Source organism: Pyxidicoccus sp. MSG2 (assembly GCF_026626705.1).
Taxonomy (GTDB): domain Bacteria; phylum Myxococcota; class Myxococcia; order Myxococcales; family Myxococcaceae; genus Myxococcus.
On the sequence record NZ_JAPNKC010000001.1, the window covers coordinates 704,992 to 720,527 of the forward strand.

Genomic DNA, 15,536 nt, shown 5'->3' on the forward strand with positions numbered 1-15,536 from the left:
TCCGGCTAAATCAGGCCTCGGTCCCCGTCTTGCTGCCGCGCTCCTCGCCGTCACCGCCGCCGAGGAAGTCACCGCCGAAGCTGCGCTGCCGCTCCGGCGGAGCGCTCTCCAGCAGTTCCACGTCGAGCGCCAGGGACTGGAGCTCCTTGAGGAGCACGTTGAACGACTCGGGCAGGCCGCTCTCGAGGACGTTGTCGCCCTTGACGATGGCCTCGTACATGCGCGTGCGGCCCACCACGTCGTCGGACTTGACGGTGAGGAACTCCTGCAGCGTGTACGCCGCGCCGTAGGCCTCCATGGCCCACACTTCCATCTCGCCCAGACGCTGGCCGCCGAACTGGGCCTTGCCGCCCAGGGGCTGCTGCGTGACGAGCGAGTAGGGCCCAATCGACCGGGCGTGGATCTTCTCGTCCACCAGGTGGTGCAGCTTCAGGATGTACATGACGCCCACGGTGACGTTCTGGTCGAACGGCTCACCGGTGCGCCCGTCGAAGAGCACCATCTGGCCCGTGCGCGGCAGGTGGCCCTCGTCCAGCAGCTTGTGGATCTCCAGCTCGTGGGCGCCGTCGAACACCGGCGTGGCCACGTGGATGCCCCGCTTGGAGCGACGGCACAGCTGGACGATCTCCTCGTCGCTGAGGGAGTCGAGGAACTCGCCGAACTTCGGGTCGTCGTAGATGACCTTCAGCCGCTCCTTGATGGCCGCGGAGCTCCAGTTGGCATCCACGTACTGCTGGAGCGCCTCACCGGTGCCCTTGGCCGCCCAGCCCAGGTGCGTCTCGAGGATCTGCCCGATGTTCATGCGGCTGGGAACGCCGAGCGGGTTGAGGACGATGTCCACCGGACGCCCGTCCTCCAGGTACGGCATGTCCTCCTCGGGGAGGATGCGGGACACGACGCCCTTGTTTCCGTGGCGGCCGGCCATCTTGTCGCCCACGGCCAGCTTGCGCTTGATGGCGACGTACACCTTCACCATCTTGATGACGCCCGGCGGCAGCTCGTCGCCCTTCTTGATGCGGGCGATCTTCTCGCCGAAGGCCAGCTTCACGGCCTCCTTCGTCTCCTCCAGGTTGCGGAGGATGTCACGCAGGCGGGAGTCGAGCGGGTCGCCCACGGAGATCTCGCCCCAGTACTTGTAGGGCACCGTGGTGAGCAGCTCGTCGTTGAGGAGGTCGCCCTTCTTCAGGAGGATCTTCCCCTTGTCGTCCACGAGCTTGCCCTGGACCTCCTTGCCGCGCACCAGCGCGCGGATGCGGCCGAAGGCGCTGTCCTGGAGGACCTTGATCTCGTCGTTCTGGTCCTTGAGGAGCTTCGCCTCCTCCATCGACTCGATCTGCTTGGCGCGCTCGTCCTTCTCCACGCCCTTGCGGCTGAACACCTTGGCGTTGATGACGGTGCCCACCACGCCCGGGGGGACGCGCAGGGAGCTGTCGCGCACGTCGCCGGCCTTCTCGCCGAAGATGGCGCGCAGCAGCTTCTCTTCGGGAGAGAGCTGCGTCTCGCCCTTCGGGGTGATCTTGCCCACCAGCACGTCGCCGGGCTTCACCTCGGCGCCGATGCGGATGATGCCGCTCTCGTCGAGGTCCTTGAGGGCCTCCTCACCCACGTTCGGGATGTCGCGGGTGATCTCCTCCTTGCCCAGCTTGGTGTCGCGCGCGATGCACTCGAACTCCTCGATGTGGATCGACGTGAAGACGTCGTCCTTGAGGATGCGCTCGCTGATGAGGATGGAGTCCTCGAAGTTGTAGCCCTGCCACGGCATGAACGCGACGACGACGTTCTGCCCCAGCGCCAGCTCACCCGTCTCGGTGGCCGGGCCGTCGGCGATGACGTCACCCTTGCGCACCCGGTCGCCCTTGCTGACGATGGGCTTCTGGTTGAGGCAGGTGTTCTGGTTGGAGCGCTGGTACTTGAGCAGGTTGTAGATGTCGACCTCGCTCGTCACATCGCTCAGCGAGGCCGGCACGTCCGCCTTCACCACGATGCGGCCGGCGTCCACGCTCTCCACGACACCGTCGCGGCGCGCCACGCACGTCACGCCGGAGTCGCGCGCGACGATGGCCTCGATGCCCGTGCCCACCAGCGGGGCCGCGGTGCGCAGCAGGGGCACCGCCTGGCGCTGCATGTTGGAGCCCATGAGCGCGCGGTTCGCGTCGTCGTTCTCCAGGAACGGGATGAGCGACGCGGCCACCGACACCAGCTGGTTCGGGGACACGTCCATCAGGTCCACGTCCTCGGCGCGAGCCTGGACGAACTCACCACCGCGGCGGCTGGACACCAGCGCGTTGGCGAACTTGCCCTTCTTGTCCGTCTCCGCGTTCGCCTGGGCGATGGTGTGCTTCTCCTCCTCGAGCGCGGAGTAGAAGGCCACGTCCGTCGTCACGATGCCGGCTTCCACCTTGCGGTACGGCGTCTCGACGAAGCCGAACTCGTTGACGCGGGCGTAGGTGGACAGCGACGCGATGAGGCCGATGTTCGGGCCTTCCGGCGTCTCGATGGGGCAGATGCGGCCGTAGTGCGTCGGGTGCACGTCGCGCACCTCGAAGCCCGCGCGCTCGCGGGTGAGGCCGCCGGGCCCGAGGGCGGACAGACGACGCTTGTGCGTGACCTCGGACAGAGGGTTCGTCTGGTCCATGAACTGCGACAGCTGGCTGGACCCGAAGAACTCCTTGATGACCGCCGTGACGGGCTTGGCGTTGATGAGGTCGTGCGGCATGAGCGTCTCGATCTCCTGGAGGCTCATGCGCTCCTTGATCGCCCGCTCCATGCGCACCAGGCCGATGCGGTACTGGTTTTCCAGCAGCTCGCCCACCGCGCGGACGCGGCGGTTGCCCAGGTGGTCGATGTCGTCGATGGTCCCCTTGCCGTTCTTCAGGTCGATCAGGTAGCGGATCACCTCGAGGATGTCCCGCTTGGTGAGGATCTGCCCGTCGAGCGGCTCCTCGAGGCCGAACTTGAAGTTCAGCTTGAGGCGGCCGACCTTGGAGAGGTCGTAGCGCTCGGGGTTGAAGAACAGGTTGGTGAACAGGTTGATGGCCGTCTCGGGCGTCGGCGGATCGCCAGGGCGCAGGCGGCGGTAGATCTCCATGATGGACTGCTCGGGCGTCTCGAGCTTGTCCAGCATCAACGTCTCACGCAGGTACGGACCCACGTTGAGGTTGTCGATGAAGAGGACCTTGAACTCCTTGATGTTGCGCTTGAGGAGCTCGTCGACCTTGTCCTGCGAGACCTCCTCGTTGCACTCGAGGATGACCTCGCCGGTGTTCTCGTCCACCACGTCGTAGGCGGACACCTTGGTGAAGAGCTCGTCCGCGTCGATGGGGAGCGTCTTCATCTTCGCCGCTTCGAGCTTCTTGATGGCGGCGCGGGTGAACTTGCGGTTCTTCTTGACGATGAGCTCGCCCGTCTTCGTCTTGATGTCGCGCGTGGCGCGCTGACCGGGGAGCAGCTCGAGCTCGACGCTCTTCTCGAAGTCCTGCGCGCTCTGGAGGTAGATGGTCTCCGTGGCGTAGTAGTAGTTGAGGATCTCCTCGGTGGAGCCCTTGAACTCCAGCGGGTTCTTCTTCGCGGTGTCGCTGACGGCGCCCAGGGCGCGGATGAGCACGGTGGCCGGCAGCTTGCGGCGCCGGTCGATGCGCACGTACAGCAGGTCCTTGTGGTCGAACTCGAAGTCGATCCACGAACCGCGGTAGGGAATGATGCGGGCGTTGTAGAGCAGCTTGCCGGACGAGTGGCTCTTGCCCTTGTCGTGGTCGAAGAAGGCACCCGGGCTGCGGTGCAGCTGGCTGACCACCACGCGCTCGGTACCGTTGATGATGAAGGTGCCGTTCTGGGTCATCAGCGGGATTTCCCCGAAGTAGACCTCCTGCTCCTTCACGTCACGGATGGACTGGGCGCCCGTCTCCTCGTCCTTGTCCCACACGACCAGGCGGACGACGACCTTGATGGGCGCCGAATAGGTCATGCCACGCTGGTGGCATTCATCGACGTCGTACTTCGGCTTCTCCAGGTGATAGCTGACGAACTCCAGCGAGGAGGTCTCGTTGAAGTCGCGGATCGGAAAGACGGACTTGAAGACACCCTGAAGACCGATGTCCTCACGCTTCTCCGGCGCGATGTCCGCCTGGAGGAACTTCTCGTAGGACTGCTTCTGGATGTTGATAAGATTGGGAATGTCGATGATCTTCGCGATCTTCGCGAAGGTCTTCCGCACGCGGAAATTGTTCTGGATCTGCGTCGGCATTCTGGCTCCGGGGACGACTGCTCGGGCGGGCAAACATCAGTAACGCGCGGCGGCGCCGGGAAATTTGTAACTGTCAAATGGGCAAAGCCGGCACCCCCTTGCTGGGAGCGCCGGCCTGCTCATCCGGTCAGGAGGCTGCTCGTAAATTCCCGGAAAACCGGGCAGCCCCTGTAAGCGTTACTTGACTTCGACGGTCGCGCCAGCCGCGGTGAGCTGGTCCTTGATCTTCTTGGCGTCGTCCTTGTTGACGCCTTCCTTGACCGTCTTGGGGGCGCCCTCGACCAGGTCCTTGGCCTCCTTCAGGCCCAGGCCGGTGATGGCGCGGATCTCCTTGATGACGTTGATCTTGTTGGCGCCGGCGTTGGCCAGCACCACCGTGAACTCCGTCTTCTCCTCGGCGGGAGCGGCGGCAGCGGCGGCCGGGCCGGCGGCCACGGCAACAGCGGCGGCGGAGACGCCCCACTTGGACTCGAGCTGCTTCACCAGCTCCGCCGCCTCCATGACGGTCAGCGAGGAGAGCTGGTCAACAATCGCATTCAGGTCAGCCATTGAACTGTGTCCTTCTGGTTTCGACTAACGGCCTGCTCGCCCGCGGGAGAGGTACGGCCGTTGAGGTTTGGGTAGAAATACTTCTCGGATGGATGAGGGAAACTAACCCTGAGCCTTGTCCGCGTGGGCCTGCATGACCCGCGCGAGCTGGGAACCGGGGGCCGCGATGGTCCGGACCAGCTTGCCAGCAGGCTGGTTCAGCATGCCCAGCAGCTGGGCGCGCAGTTCCGGCAGACCCGGCAGCTTCGCCAGGGCCTTCACACCGTTGACGTCGACCTTGCGGCCTTCGACGACGGCGACGCGGATCTTGATCTTGTCCTCGAGGTCCTTCGTGAACTCGGTCAGGATCTTCGCCGGGGCCACCACATCGCCGTAGCTGATGCACAGGGCCACGGGGCCCGTGAAGTCATCGGCGATGACCGACACGGACGTGCCCTGCGCTGCACGGCGCGCCAGCGTGTTCTTGATGACCTTGTACTCGACGCCGCCCTCGCGGAACTTCTTGCGGAGCTTCGTCACCGTCTCCACGTCCACCTTGGAGAACTCGGCGACGACGGCCGACTTGGTCCGCGAGAACTTCTCGTGGAGCTCCTTGATCATCTCTTCCTTCTCGCTCTTCAGCACTTTGACTCACCTCCTTACTGGCCCGTCCGTTCAGGACGGGCGTGATGCCTGGGCCAAAGTGGCAGAGCGAGAGGAGCCTCCGAGAGGCACCACACCGCACCCTCAGTCTCGGCAGGGCTGACCTTACGGTCGTTTGAACCCCGGGTAGAGAGAACAGCCCGACCGGTTGCCCGGTTCCCAACGGGACACGTCCTCTCTTCCCTGGGTCCCTGCTGTCATGAACCAGGTCGGAACGCCGTATCTCGCGACATGGCGCTCCAATTGCAAAAGCCGGGGGCCTATACCCCCGGCTTCAGCAAAGATCCAGAACTTTCGAACCTGTGACGTCAGGCAGGCAAAGGGCCTGACAGCCCCTTCGGGGGCGTGACCCTTCCCTGCCCTCCAGGGCGCCTAGCGGTGGCGCGCCAGGATTTCCGTGGTGTCGAGCTTGATGCCCGGCCCCATCGTCGTGGAGATGGCGATACCCTGCAGGTAGACGCCCTTGGCGGTGGCCGGCTTGAGCTTCATCACCAGGTCCACCAGCGCGTTGAAGTTGGCCTCGAGCTTGTCCTGCGCGAAGGAGGACCTGCCCATCTTCGCGTGGACGATACCGGCCTTCTCGGCGCGGAAGTCGACCTTACCGCCCTTGGCGTCGCGAACGGCCTTGGCGACGTCCATCGTGACGGTGCCCACCTTCGGGTTGGGCATGAGGCCGCGGGGGCCGAGCACCTTACCGAGGCGACCGACGATACCCATCATGTCCGGGGTGGCGATGACGGTGTCGAAGTCGAGGAAGCCCTCCTCGATGCGCTTCTGGAGGTCCTCGGCGCCGACGATGTCCGCGCCGGCGTTGCCGGCCTCCGTCGCACGCTCGCCCTTGGCGAACACGGCCACGCGCACGGTGGCGCCAGTGCCGTGCGGGAGCACCACGGCGCCACGGACCATCTGGTCCGCGTGCTTCGGGTCCACGCCCAGGTTGATGGCGACATCCACCGTCTGGTCGTACTTGGAGGCGCGCGCGTCCACGGTCTTCTTCAGGAGCGCGAAGCCCTCGGAAATCGGATAGCGCTTCTCGCGGTCCACCAGGGCGGCGGCCGCACGGAACTTCTTCCCATTCTGAGCCATGACAGAAATCCTTGTCGTGAAGGGGGTGGGCGGCGGCCTAGCCGACGACGTCGATACCCATGGAGCGCGCGGTGCCAGCAATGGTGTTCATGCAGGCCTCGAGCGACGCGGCGGTGGTGTCCTGAATCTTCTTCTTGGCGATCTCCTCGAGCTGCGCCCGGGTGATCTGACCCACCTTCTCCTTGCCCGGCTTCTTCGCGCCCGAGCCCTTCTTCTTCTCGGTGTGCAGGCCCGCCGCCTTCTTGATGAGGATGGCCGCGGGAGGCGTCTTCAGGATGAAGGTGAAGGAGCGGTCCTGATACACGGTGATGATCACCGGGATGATCAGTCCCTCCTTGGCCTCGGCCTGCGTCTTCGCGTTGAACTGCTTGCAGAACTCCATGATGTTCACGCCCTGCTGACCGAGCGCGGGGCCGATCGGCGGGGCGGGGTTCGCCTTGCCGGCGGGAATCTGCAGCTTGACCTGTCCTGTGACCTTCTTCATCGGCTGACGACTGCCTTTCGAGGGGGTGGTGCCAACGGGCCGCCAGACGGGGAGGCCCTCCCACCCATGGTTCCGCGCCCTTTCCGGACGCGGAAATACGAGCGCGGCGTGTCCTAGCTGAAGGACACGCCGCGAACAACATCTGCGCTAGCCGGTGGTCTTCTCCACCTGCATGAAGTCCAGCTCCACGGGGGTGGCACGACCGAAGATGCTCACGAGCACCTTCACCCGGCCCTTCTCCGCGTTGACCTCTTCGACGGTGCCGTTGAAGTTGGCGAACGGGCCGTCAATGACGCGCACCGTGTCGCCCTCGTCGAACTGCACCTTGGGCTTCGGCTTGAGCGTGCCCTCGGAGATCTGCGACGTGAGCCGGGCCACCTCCTGGTCGGAGATGGGCAGCGGATTCTGGTTCTGCGCGGTGCCGGGGAAGCCGGTGATCTTCGGCGTGTTCTTCACCAGGTGGAGCGTCCGGTCATTCAGCTCCATCTGCACGAAGATGTAGCCGGGGAAGAACTTGCGGCGAGACGTCTTCTTCTCGCCCTTCACCATCTCGACGACCTGTTCCATTGGAATCAGGATTTCGCCGAATTGGTCCTGGAGCCCCTCGAGGCGCACCTTCTCCTCCAGGCTCTTCTTGGCCTGGTTCTCGAAGTTCGAGTAGGTGTGGACCACGTACCATTTCATCGCCATTACAGCGTCCCCCACACCGCGGGCAGCCACTCCACCATCAACTTGTACGCGATGGTGTCGATGAAGAAGAGGATCACCGCGGCCACGAGCGAGGCGACGACCACGGCCATGGTCGACGTCCGGGTCTCCGACCAGGTCGGCCAGGTGACCTTCATCAGCTCGGAGGCCACGTCGAGGGAGAGCGCGTGGGTGCGTGGATGGAAGTACGCGCCGACGGCAATACCCACGGCAAGCAGGTAGCCCATCAGCGTGGACACCTTCCAGTCCAGGCCCTCGATGAGGATGGGGTCGCCCCAGCCAAACCGTGCCCACAGCATCCCGAAGACGCGCTCCAGGAAGAGGGCCAGGATGATGCCGGCGATGAGATAGAAGATGACCACGAGCCGCTTCGGGTCCATCGCCGAGCGGTTAGCCTGCTGGCTGGCCTCTGATGCCGTCGCCATGGTGCCTCACGGGGGTACTACGGATGCGAAAACGTGGGACTGCGAAAACACAGGAACCCCCGGTACCTCCAGGTACCGGGGGCCCCGCTCCCACTGAGAGTTGGCAGGCCAGGAGGGATTCGAACCCCCAACACGCGGATTTGGAGACCGCTGCTCTACCGTTGGAGCTACTGGCCTAGAACCTTCCCTGGAACTACCGACCTAGACCTTACCTTCCTTATGGTCCTGATGCTTGCGGCAACGAGGGCAGAACTTGCTCAGCTCGAGCTTGTCCTGGCTCTTCCGCTTGTTCTTCGTGGTCGTGTAGTTCCGCTCCTTGCACACAGTGCACTCGAGCGAAATGATGGAACGATTGCCCTTCGGCATGACCTACCTCACCAGATACGAGAGGGGAAGGCTACCACGAAGGAGCCCTCCCCTCGGAATCGGGAATGTTGAGCCCGGCAACCCGAAGGCCGCCCAGGCAAGTTACTCGATGATCTCGGCCACGACGCCGGCGCCCACCGTACGGCCACCCTCGCGGACGGCGAACCGGAGCTCCTTCTCCATGGCCACCGGGGTGATGAGCTCCACCTCGATAGCAATGTTGTCGCCCGGCATCACCATTTCCACGTTGTCCGGCAGCTTCACCGTGCCCGTCACGTCCGTGGTGCGGAAGTAGAACTGGGGACGGTAGCCCTTGAAGAACGGGGTGTGACGACCACCCTCCTCCTTCGAGAGGACGTAGATCTGCGCCTTGAACTTGGTGTGCGGGGTGATGCTGCCCGGCTTGGCCAGCACCTGGCCACGCTCCAGGTCCTCACGCTTCAGGCCGCGCACCAGCGCGCCGATGTTGTCGCCCGCCATGCCCTCGTCGAGCAGCTTGCGGAACATCTCCACGCCCGTCACCACCGTCTTCTGCGTGGGGCGCAGGCCGACGACTTCGACTTCCTCGCCGACCTTCACCTTGCCGCGCTCGACGCGGCCGGTGGCCACCGTGCCACGACCGGCGATGGAGAAGACGTCTTCCACCGGCATCAGGAAGGGCTTGTCGGTGGCGCGCTGCGGAGTGGGGATGTAGCTGTCCACCGCCTCCATCAGCTTCAGGATGGCAGGCTCGCCGATGTCGCTGGTGTCACCCTCCAGCGCCTTGAGGGCCGAGCCGGGGACGATGGGGATGGTGTCGCCGGGGAACTCGTACTTCTTGAGCAGGTCCCGGACTTCCATCTCCACGAGCTCGCGCAGCTCGGGGTCGTCCAGCATGTCCACCTTGTTCAGGAAGACGACGATGTAGGGCACGCCGACCTGGCGGGCCAGGAGGATGTGCTCACGCGTCTGGGGCATCGGGCCGTCCGCGGCCGAAACCACCAGGATGGCGCCGTCCATCTGCGCCGCGCCGGTAATCATGTTCTTGACGTAGTCGGCGTGGCCCGGACAGTCGACGTGGGCGTAGTGCCGGTTCTTCGTCTGGTACTCCACGTGCGCGGTGGAGATGGTGATACCGCGCTCACGCTCCTCCGGCGCCTTGTCGATCTGGTCGTACGCCATGAACGTGGCGCCGCCCGTCTTCGCCAGCACCTTGGTGATGGCGGCCGTCAGCGACGTCTTGCCGTGGTCCACGTGTCCGATCGTGCCGATGTTCACGTGGGGCTTGTTACGCTCGAACTTCTCCTTGGCCATGACACTCCTCTAAAAAATGGAGCCCTGAACCAGGATTGAACTGGTGACCTCATCCTTACCAAGGATGCGCTCTGCCAACTGAGCTATCAGGGCTTGGCGATGCTGTGGACTACAACGGTTGGAGCGGGAAATGGGACTCGAACCCACGACATTCAGCTTGGAAGGCTGACGCTCTACCAACTGAGCTATTCCCGCGTTGCCGAGTGGAGGGAGGTGGATTCGAACCACCGAAGGCGTGAACCGGCAGATTTACAGTCTGCTCCCTTTGGCCGCTTGGGTATCCCTCCATATTCCCATGTCATCTACTGCTACAGCGTACCGCGACTGCCAACTGCGTCCCGGGCCCTCATCCGCGGCCCCGTCCTGCTTGGCCGGCGGCGGGACTTGAACCCGCGACCTACTGATTACAAATCAGTTGCTCTACCGACTGAGCTACACCGGCACTCATCCGGCTGCCACCACCACGCCCAACCCGACATCAGCGGAACCGTCGACCACCCGGCACCGCCCTGAGAGGGGCGCCCTTTTAAAAGTCCCCACCGCCCAAGTCAAGGACATTGATCCCGGGTGGCGGCCTACCGAACGGGGGCACTCCCCCGCTGGCGGGCGACCTCGTATAGCAGAATGCCCGCCGAAACGGACGCATTCAGTGAACCGACCTGACCGGTCATCGGAATCCTGAGGCGGAAGTCGCAGTGCTTCAGGACGCCTTCCCGCACGCCTGTCCCCTCGGCCCCCACCACCAGGGCCAGGGGGCCGTCCAGCCGGGCGCTCCACATGGGTTCGGTGGCTTCCACGTCCGCCGCAGCCACCCACAGGCCGGCCTCCTTCAACTCCTCCAGGGCGCGGGAGACGTTCACCACGCGGGCGATGAGGGTGTGCTCCACCGCCCCCGCCGACGCCTTGGCCACGGTGCCCGTCACCTGCACCGCGCGGTCCTTGGCAATCACCACCCCGTGCGCACCGAGCGCGTTCGCCGAGCGGATGATGGCGCCCAGGTTGTGCGGGTCCTGGATGCCGTCGAGCACCACCACCAGCGGAGGCTTGCCGGTGGCCTTCGCCGCCTCGAGCACGTCCTCCAGCTCCGCGTACGTGTAGCCGCGAAGCTCCACCACCACGCCCTGGTGCACGCCGCCCTCGGACAGCGCGCCCAGGCGCTCGCGCGTCACCTTCTCCACGCGGACGCCAGCATCGCGCGCCCGGCTGAGCAGCTCTCCCGCCGCGCGGGCGCCGAGCTGCCCCTCCACCAGGTAGAGGCGCTCCACCTCTTCCGGCTTCGCCCGCAGGGCCTCGAGGACGGGGTTCACCCCGTAGACGAAACGCTGCTGCGACTCGGCGCTGCCACGCCTGTCCTCGCGCTCCCCTCCTCGCTCCCGGCGCTCGCCTCCACCACGCTCACCACCGCCGCGCTCGCTGCCACCGCGCGCGTCGCCACCACCACGGCCCCGGGGAGGACGCTCTCGTGTGGCCACCTAGAGGACCTCGACAGGCAGGGACACCGTCTTCTGCTGACGGGCGCAGATCTTCTCGGTGCAGATGAAGAACAGGAGCTTGGCGTCCACGCTGCCCTTGCCGGCGGTGGTGGTGGTGAAGGGGACCTCGAAGCGCGGGTCGGCGAACTCCTGGCCCGCGGCCTTCTTCGCCACCGAGTCCTCGCGGCCCAGCTTCTCCTTCGCTGGAGAGAGCTGGGTGCCCTTCACCTCCAGCTTCAGCGGGGCCTCCTCGGACACATGGGCGCCCGACTTCGTCTTGATGGCGAGCACGAAGACGCCCTTCTCCCCCGCCTTCACCTGGGTGGAGGTGCCCTCGGTCGTCACCTCGTAGAGGCTGGTGGGGTCCACGTCCTCGGCGAGCGCCGGGGCCGAGCCGGCCAGCACCGCGAGCACGGCGGCCACGGAAGTGAAGCGTTGGATGCGCAGCATGAAGTCGTCTCCTGGAATCGGGTGTTCCGTATCACGGCCTGCGACGGCGGGGGCCGCCTTTCTCTTCAACCGCCCCCCGCGCTCGCCTTCGTCGCGCGTCCGTTCCCCTTCCGCGGCGCGGTCGCCGGCGGAACCGGCAACACCGCCGGCGGTGACAGGTCCGGCAGGGACACGGGGGGCGCGCCGGCCACCAGCGCTTCGGCACGTTCGATGATGAGGGTGGCCAGGTCCATGCCGGTGGCGGCCTCCATCTCCGGAAGCGCGGGAGAGCTGTTCACCTCGAAGACCTTGGGCTGCCCCTGCACGTCGAGCATGTCCACCGCCGCCACCTCCAGCCCCACCAGGCGGGTGGCCTTCTCCGCGGTGGCGCGCTGGCTCGGGGACAGTTCAATGACCTCCAGCCGGGCGCCCTTGTTGAGGGTGTGCGCCAGACGCCCGGGGCGCGGCTTACGGCGCACCGCGGCCACCGCCTGCCCGCCCACCACGAGCACCCTCACGTCCTGGCCGGAGCTCTTCACGTACTCCTGCATGACGAGGTTGTGCCCCAGGCCCAGCACCGCCTCGAGCGCGGCCTCCAGCGACTGGAGGCTTTCGCACACCATGACGCCGTGCTTCTCCTGCCCCTGGAGCAGCTTCACCAGCACCGGAACACCACCGACCAGGCCCACCATCTCCTTGAGGTGGGCCGCGTCACGCGCCATCACCGTGGCGGGAATGCCGATGCCGTGCGCGGACAGCAGTTGCAGCGAGCGCATCTTGTTGCGCGACTGGGCAATGGCCTGGGCGTGGTTGACGAGCGGCACGCGCGCCAGCCCGAACTGGTTCACCACCGCGAGCCCGTACGTGCTGATGGACTGGGCGATGCGGGGGAGGACGACGTCCGTGGGCGCCAGCTTCTTGCGGTCGTAGTAGAGGGTGGCGCTGCCCCCATCCAGGTGCATCTGCACGCGGAGCGGGTTGAGCACCCGCATCCGGTGCCCCCGCGCGCGGCCCACCTCGACGAGGCGCCGGGTGGACGGGATGGAGGCGGAGCGCGACAGGAGGGTGGCTTTCATGGGGGCGGCCCCACCGGGGAGCGACGGACCTATAATCCTCGCCCCGCGCCGGGTAAAGCCGCCCCTCAGGCCACCAGTCTAGCGCTGGCGGATTGCCCGGATCTCGATGTTGATGGGCGAGTCCGGGCTGGACGCCTTGATGCGCTCGCAGGCCGCGCCGTTGAACAACACGCCACGGTCATCCAGCGTCCAGGTGTTGCCACCCGTGAGGGTGCGCTCGCTGTCGATGTAGACGACGATGAGCTTCGGGTCCGACGGAAGCTGGGATGGGTCCATCGGGATGAGGCAGGGCTCCGGGTTGACGACCTTCTTGCTGATGGCCTCCAGGGCCTGGGCCAGCTCGGTCTGGTTGCCCGCCTGGTAGAAGCTGCGCTGGCACAGGCGCGTCACGGGGTCACACGGATCATTGGGGCCGCAGGACGTCTGCCCTGCCTCGCAGGTGCGGGCGAAGCCGCCGGCGCGGGCCATGGCGTCCAGCACCGCGGGGCCGTCGCCCTCGGCCGTGTCCGCGCCGAAGCCGATGACGATGGTGGTGATGTCCTTGCCGGACAGCTCCCGCACCGCCGTCACCGACGCGTCCATGTCCAGGCAGCCGCGCCGCGAGAAGGTGCCAGAGCACGCCGACGCGCCCGTCTGGGTGCACTTGCACGCCGCCGGGTTGGTGCCATCGTTGACGTTGTCCGGGTTGCAGTTGGGCAGGCCGTCCGTGAGGAGGATGACGAAGTTCGTGCGGTCCTTGGACTGCATTCCCTCCAGGCCCCCCACGAAGCGCAGGCTCAGGCTGGTGGGCGTGCCGCCGAAGGGCCGGCCCGCCCCCGCGTTGGGGATGCCCTGGATGAGGTCGTTGATCTGGTTGGCATGCGTCAGCAGGGACGCATCGTCCTCGGCCGCCGGCAGGTCCTTTCGCACGGACAGCGTTGAGGAGGGGGTGCACGAAACGCTGCTGGAGGTGGAGCCGTTGGTCTCCGGGTAGGTCGTCAGGCCGAAGCGGACGAACTGGCCGGAGTTGGCGAGGAACTGCGGCACCGCGGCCTGCAGCTCCGTCCAGCGCGTGGGACAGATGGCCGTGTTGCAGGGCAACGAGTCACCGCACGTCTCGACATGGTTATCCACCGGGACCTGGCAGTCCGGATCCGCCTTGTTCACCGGGTCCGTCATCGAGCCGGAGATGTCCACCAGCATCATGATGTTCGGCTTGCGGCTGCGAGCCTGGATGGTCTCCTCGACCGTCGTCTGCGCGATGGCGAGCGGCTCCACCGGCTCGAAGTCGTACGTCTGACAGGCCGTGGCGAGGGCACCCGTGATGGTGCCGAAGGCAAGTGCGCTGAGGAGGGTCAGCTTGGCGCGCATAGGTGATGGGTTCCTTCTGATGCTGATGGGATCGCGGAGCTTCCGCGCGGCCGGGGCTTCAAGGGGGGGTACGGCGTTACCGCAGCGTACCAAGTCATTCCCGCCGGACGCTACAGTGTCGGCGGACGGGTGCCCGGTCGTTCGGATGCTACTGCGACGTTACAGCGGTAGCCGATACGAGGTGGGCGCAGGTGCTCACACGTGCCGCGTAGCTGACAGGCATGTCCGCCTGGAGGGCACGCGCCGCGGTTACAGCGCGAGGGTGCGAGCGCCCTGCGTGAGCCGCCAGAGCGAGGCCAGTCCCAGTACCTCGTCCAGCGTGCGTTCCAGCTCTTCCGGGACAAAGCCGCAGATGCGCACCGTGGTGTCGCAGGCAACGAGCTTCACGCCCAGGGCCCGCGCCTCCTCCAGCATGCGCGCGGGTGGAGGCACGCCGAGGCCTTCCGCCCGGGCGCACTCCTCCTGCTCACGCGCGCCCTGGGGATGCCCGAAGCCCCCACCGACGAGCTGTCGCAGCGCATCGAAGGCGAAGACGACGTACACCTCGTCACCCATCGCCGCGGCGGTGATACCCATGGAGGCGGCCTGGAACGCCGGCTCATACGTGGCGTGCTGGAGGAAGAAGAAGACGCGTCCGGCCATGACGGTGAGACCTTAGTGCGGTTCGAGTCCGGCGGGGCAATCGGCATATAACCCGGGAAGTCACCCTGTCCGGGGAGCCCCCATGACGACATCCCTGCCCTCTCGTTCTGGCGCTGTTGCTTCGCGCCTCCGTCGACGCTGGATGCCGGGCGTGCTCGGTGCGGCGCTGCTGCTCGCCGGCTCCGGCGTCATGGCCCGGATGAACACGCGCGCCACCGTGGAGCCGCCCTCCGCTCCGGGCACGGACGCCCTCCCCTCCAGTGAGCTGCGGGCCCGGGTGCTCGCGCTGCTGGATGCCTCGCAGGCGGGAGCGCGGGAGGAGGCCTGGCGCCGGCTGGGGCCCGACGCCGCACCCGTGCTCACCGCACTCGCAGTGGACCGCGAGACGCCCGTCGCTCGACGTGCGCTGGCCCTGACCTCGCTGGCGATGGTGGACCCGGCGGGTGGCGCGGGCTCCATCCGCGAGGTGCTGGAGGATGCGCGCGCTCCCGCGGACGTGCGCGCCAGCGCGGCGGTGGCCCTGGGCCGATGCCTGGGACTGGAGGCCATTCCCGCCCTCCTCAACCGACTGCGGGACCGCGAGGACCGCGTGCGCGAGGCCGTCGCCGTGACGCTCGGACGCCTGGGCGGGCAGCAGGTGCGGCAGGCGCTGGAGGACCGACTGCCCCTGGAGGAGCGCCCCCTCGTCCGCGAAGCGCTCCAGCGCGGCCTCACCCTCGTCGAGCCTTGAGAGGGCATGTGGGGCCCGACTCGGGGCTCGCGTCGGCCCGG

The 15,536-nt window shown here is 66.5% G+C and carries 15 protein-coding genes and 5 tRNA genes; 1 reads left to right on the plus strand and 19 read right to left on the minus strand.

From position 1 onward, the window contains the following. Positions 1 to 10 precede the first annotated feature (10 nt). The 19 genes from rpoB to OV427_RS03060 all read right to left on the minus strand — a co-directional run bounded on the left by rpoB (position 11) and on the right by OV427_RS03060 (position 14,765). Positions 11 to 4,243 carry a DNA-directed RNA polymerase subunit beta gene (gene rpoB, locus OV427_RS02970; RefSeq protein WP_267854602.1) on the minus strand — a complete coding sequence of 1,411 codons (4,233 nt, stop codon included), beginning with the start codon at positions 4,241 to 4,243 and terminating at the stop codon, positions 11 to 13. Positions 4,244 to 4,420: 177 nt separating this feature from the next. Further along, complete coding sequence (gene rplL, locus OV427_RS02975) at positions 4,421 to 4,792, minus strand: 50S ribosomal protein L7/L12 (protein ID WP_163997357.1); 372 nt, start codon at positions 4,790 to 4,792, stop codon at positions 4,421 to 4,423. Positions 4,793 to 4,894: 102 nt separating this feature from the next. Then, positions 4,895 to 5,416 (minus strand): 50S ribosomal protein L10, encoded by a 522-nt coding sequence (rplJ, locus tag OV427_RS02980; protein ID WP_163997356.1) that lies wholly within the window; start codon positions 5,414 to 5,416, stop codon positions 4,895 to 4,897. Between the two features lie 390 nt (positions 5,417 to 5,806). Further along, positions 5,807 to 6,520 carry a 50S ribosomal protein L1 gene (rplA, locus tag OV427_RS02985; protein ID WP_267854603.1) on the minus strand — a complete coding sequence of 238 codons (714 nt, stop codon included), beginning with the start codon at positions 6,518 to 6,520 and terminating at the stop codon, positions 5,807 to 5,809. 37 nt (positions 6,521 to 6,557) lie between these two features. Then, positions 6,558 to 7,004, minus strand: a complete 447-nt coding sequence (gene rplK, locus OV427_RS02990) for a 50S ribosomal protein L11 (RefSeq protein ID WP_267854604.1) — start codon at positions 7,002 to 7,004, stop codon at positions 6,558 to 6,560. Positions 7,005 to 7,151: 147 nt separating this feature from the next. Next, on the minus strand, positions 7,152 to 7,694 hold the full coding sequence (gene nusG / locus OV427_RS02995; protein WP_163997353.1) for a transcription termination/antitermination protein NusG: 543 nt from the start codon (positions 7,692 to 7,694) through the stop codon (positions 7,152 to 7,154). Then, on the minus strand, positions 7,694 to 8,137 hold the full coding sequence (gene secE / locus OV427_RS03000; protein ID WP_267854605.1) for a preprotein translocase subunit SecE: 444 nt from the start codon (positions 8,135 to 8,137) through the stop codon (positions 7,694 to 7,696). The genes nusG and secE overlap by 1 nt, the downstream gene beginning before the upstream one ends. A gap of 101 nt (positions 8,138 to 8,238) precedes the next feature. Beyond that, positions 8,239 to 8,314 (minus strand) — tRNA-Trp (locus OV427_RS03005). A gap of 24 nt (positions 8,315 to 8,338) precedes the next feature. Beyond that, complete coding sequence (gene rpmG, locus OV427_RS03010) at positions 8,339 to 8,503, minus strand: 50S ribosomal protein L33 (protein ID WP_011553120.1); 165 nt, start codon at positions 8,501 to 8,503, stop codon at positions 8,339 to 8,341. A 102-nt stretch (positions 8,504 to 8,605) separates the two neighbouring features. After that, positions 8,606 to 9,796, minus strand: a complete 1,191-nt coding sequence (tuf, locus tag OV427_RS03015) for an elongation factor Tu (RefSeq protein ID WP_267854207.1) — start codon at positions 9,794 to 9,796, stop codon at positions 8,606 to 8,608. A gap of 17 nt (positions 9,797 to 9,813) precedes the next feature. Further along, positions 9,814 to 9,889, minus strand: a tRNA-Thr gene (locus tag OV427_RS03020). 26 nt (positions 9,890 to 9,915) lie between these two features. Then, positions 9,916 to 9,991, minus strand: a tRNA-Gly gene (locus OV427_RS03025). A 9-nt stretch (positions 9,992 to 10,000) separates the two neighbouring features. Further along, positions 10,001 to 10,083: transfer RNA gene (locus tag OV427_RS03030), tRNA-Tyr, on the minus strand. Positions 10,084 to 10,165: 82 nt separating this feature from the next. Further along, a tRNA-Thr gene (locus OV427_RS03035) sits at positions 10,166 to 10,238 on the minus strand. Between the two features lie 133 nt (positions 10,239 to 10,371). Further along, positions 10,372 to 11,268: a 23S rRNA (guanosine(2251)-2'-O)-methyltransferase RlmB gene (rlmB, locus tag OV427_RS03040; protein WP_267854606.1), complete on the minus strand. Its 897-nt coding sequence runs from the start codon at positions 11,266 to 11,268 to the stop codon at positions 10,372 to 10,374. Then, on the minus strand, positions 11,269 to 11,718 hold the full coding sequence (locus tag OV427_RS03045; RefSeq protein WP_267854607.1) for a hypothetical protein: 450 nt from the start codon (positions 11,716 to 11,718) through the stop codon (positions 11,269 to 11,271). Positions 11,719 to 11,783: 65 nt separating this feature from the next. Further along, complete coding sequence (locus OV427_RS03050; protein WP_267854608.1) at positions 11,784 to 12,773, minus strand: ATP-grasp domain-containing protein; 990 nt, start codon at positions 12,771 to 12,773, stop codon at positions 11,784 to 11,786. A 78-nt stretch (positions 12,774 to 12,851) separates the two neighbouring features. After that, a complete protein-coding gene (gene cglB, locus OV427_RS03055; protein WP_267854609.1) occupies positions 12,852 to 14,123 on the minus strand; it encodes an adventurous gliding motility lipoprotein CglB in 1,272 nt (423 codons plus the stop codon). A 249-nt stretch (positions 14,124 to 14,372) separates the two neighbouring features. Continuing rightward, positions 14,373 to 14,765, minus strand: a complete 393-nt coding sequence (locus tag OV427_RS03060) for a DsrE family protein (RefSeq protein ID WP_267854610.1) — start codon at positions 14,763 to 14,765, stop codon at positions 14,373 to 14,375. Between the two features lie 82 nt (positions 14,766 to 14,847). Between OV427_RS03060 and OV427_RS03065 the strand changes: the two genes are divergently transcribed. Next, positions 14,848 to 15,495 (plus strand): HEAT repeat domain-containing protein, encoded by a 648-nt coding sequence (locus OV427_RS03065; protein WP_267854611.1) that lies wholly within the window; start codon positions 14,848 to 14,850, stop codon positions 15,493 to 15,495. Positions 15,496 to 15,536 lie beyond the last annotated feature (41 nt).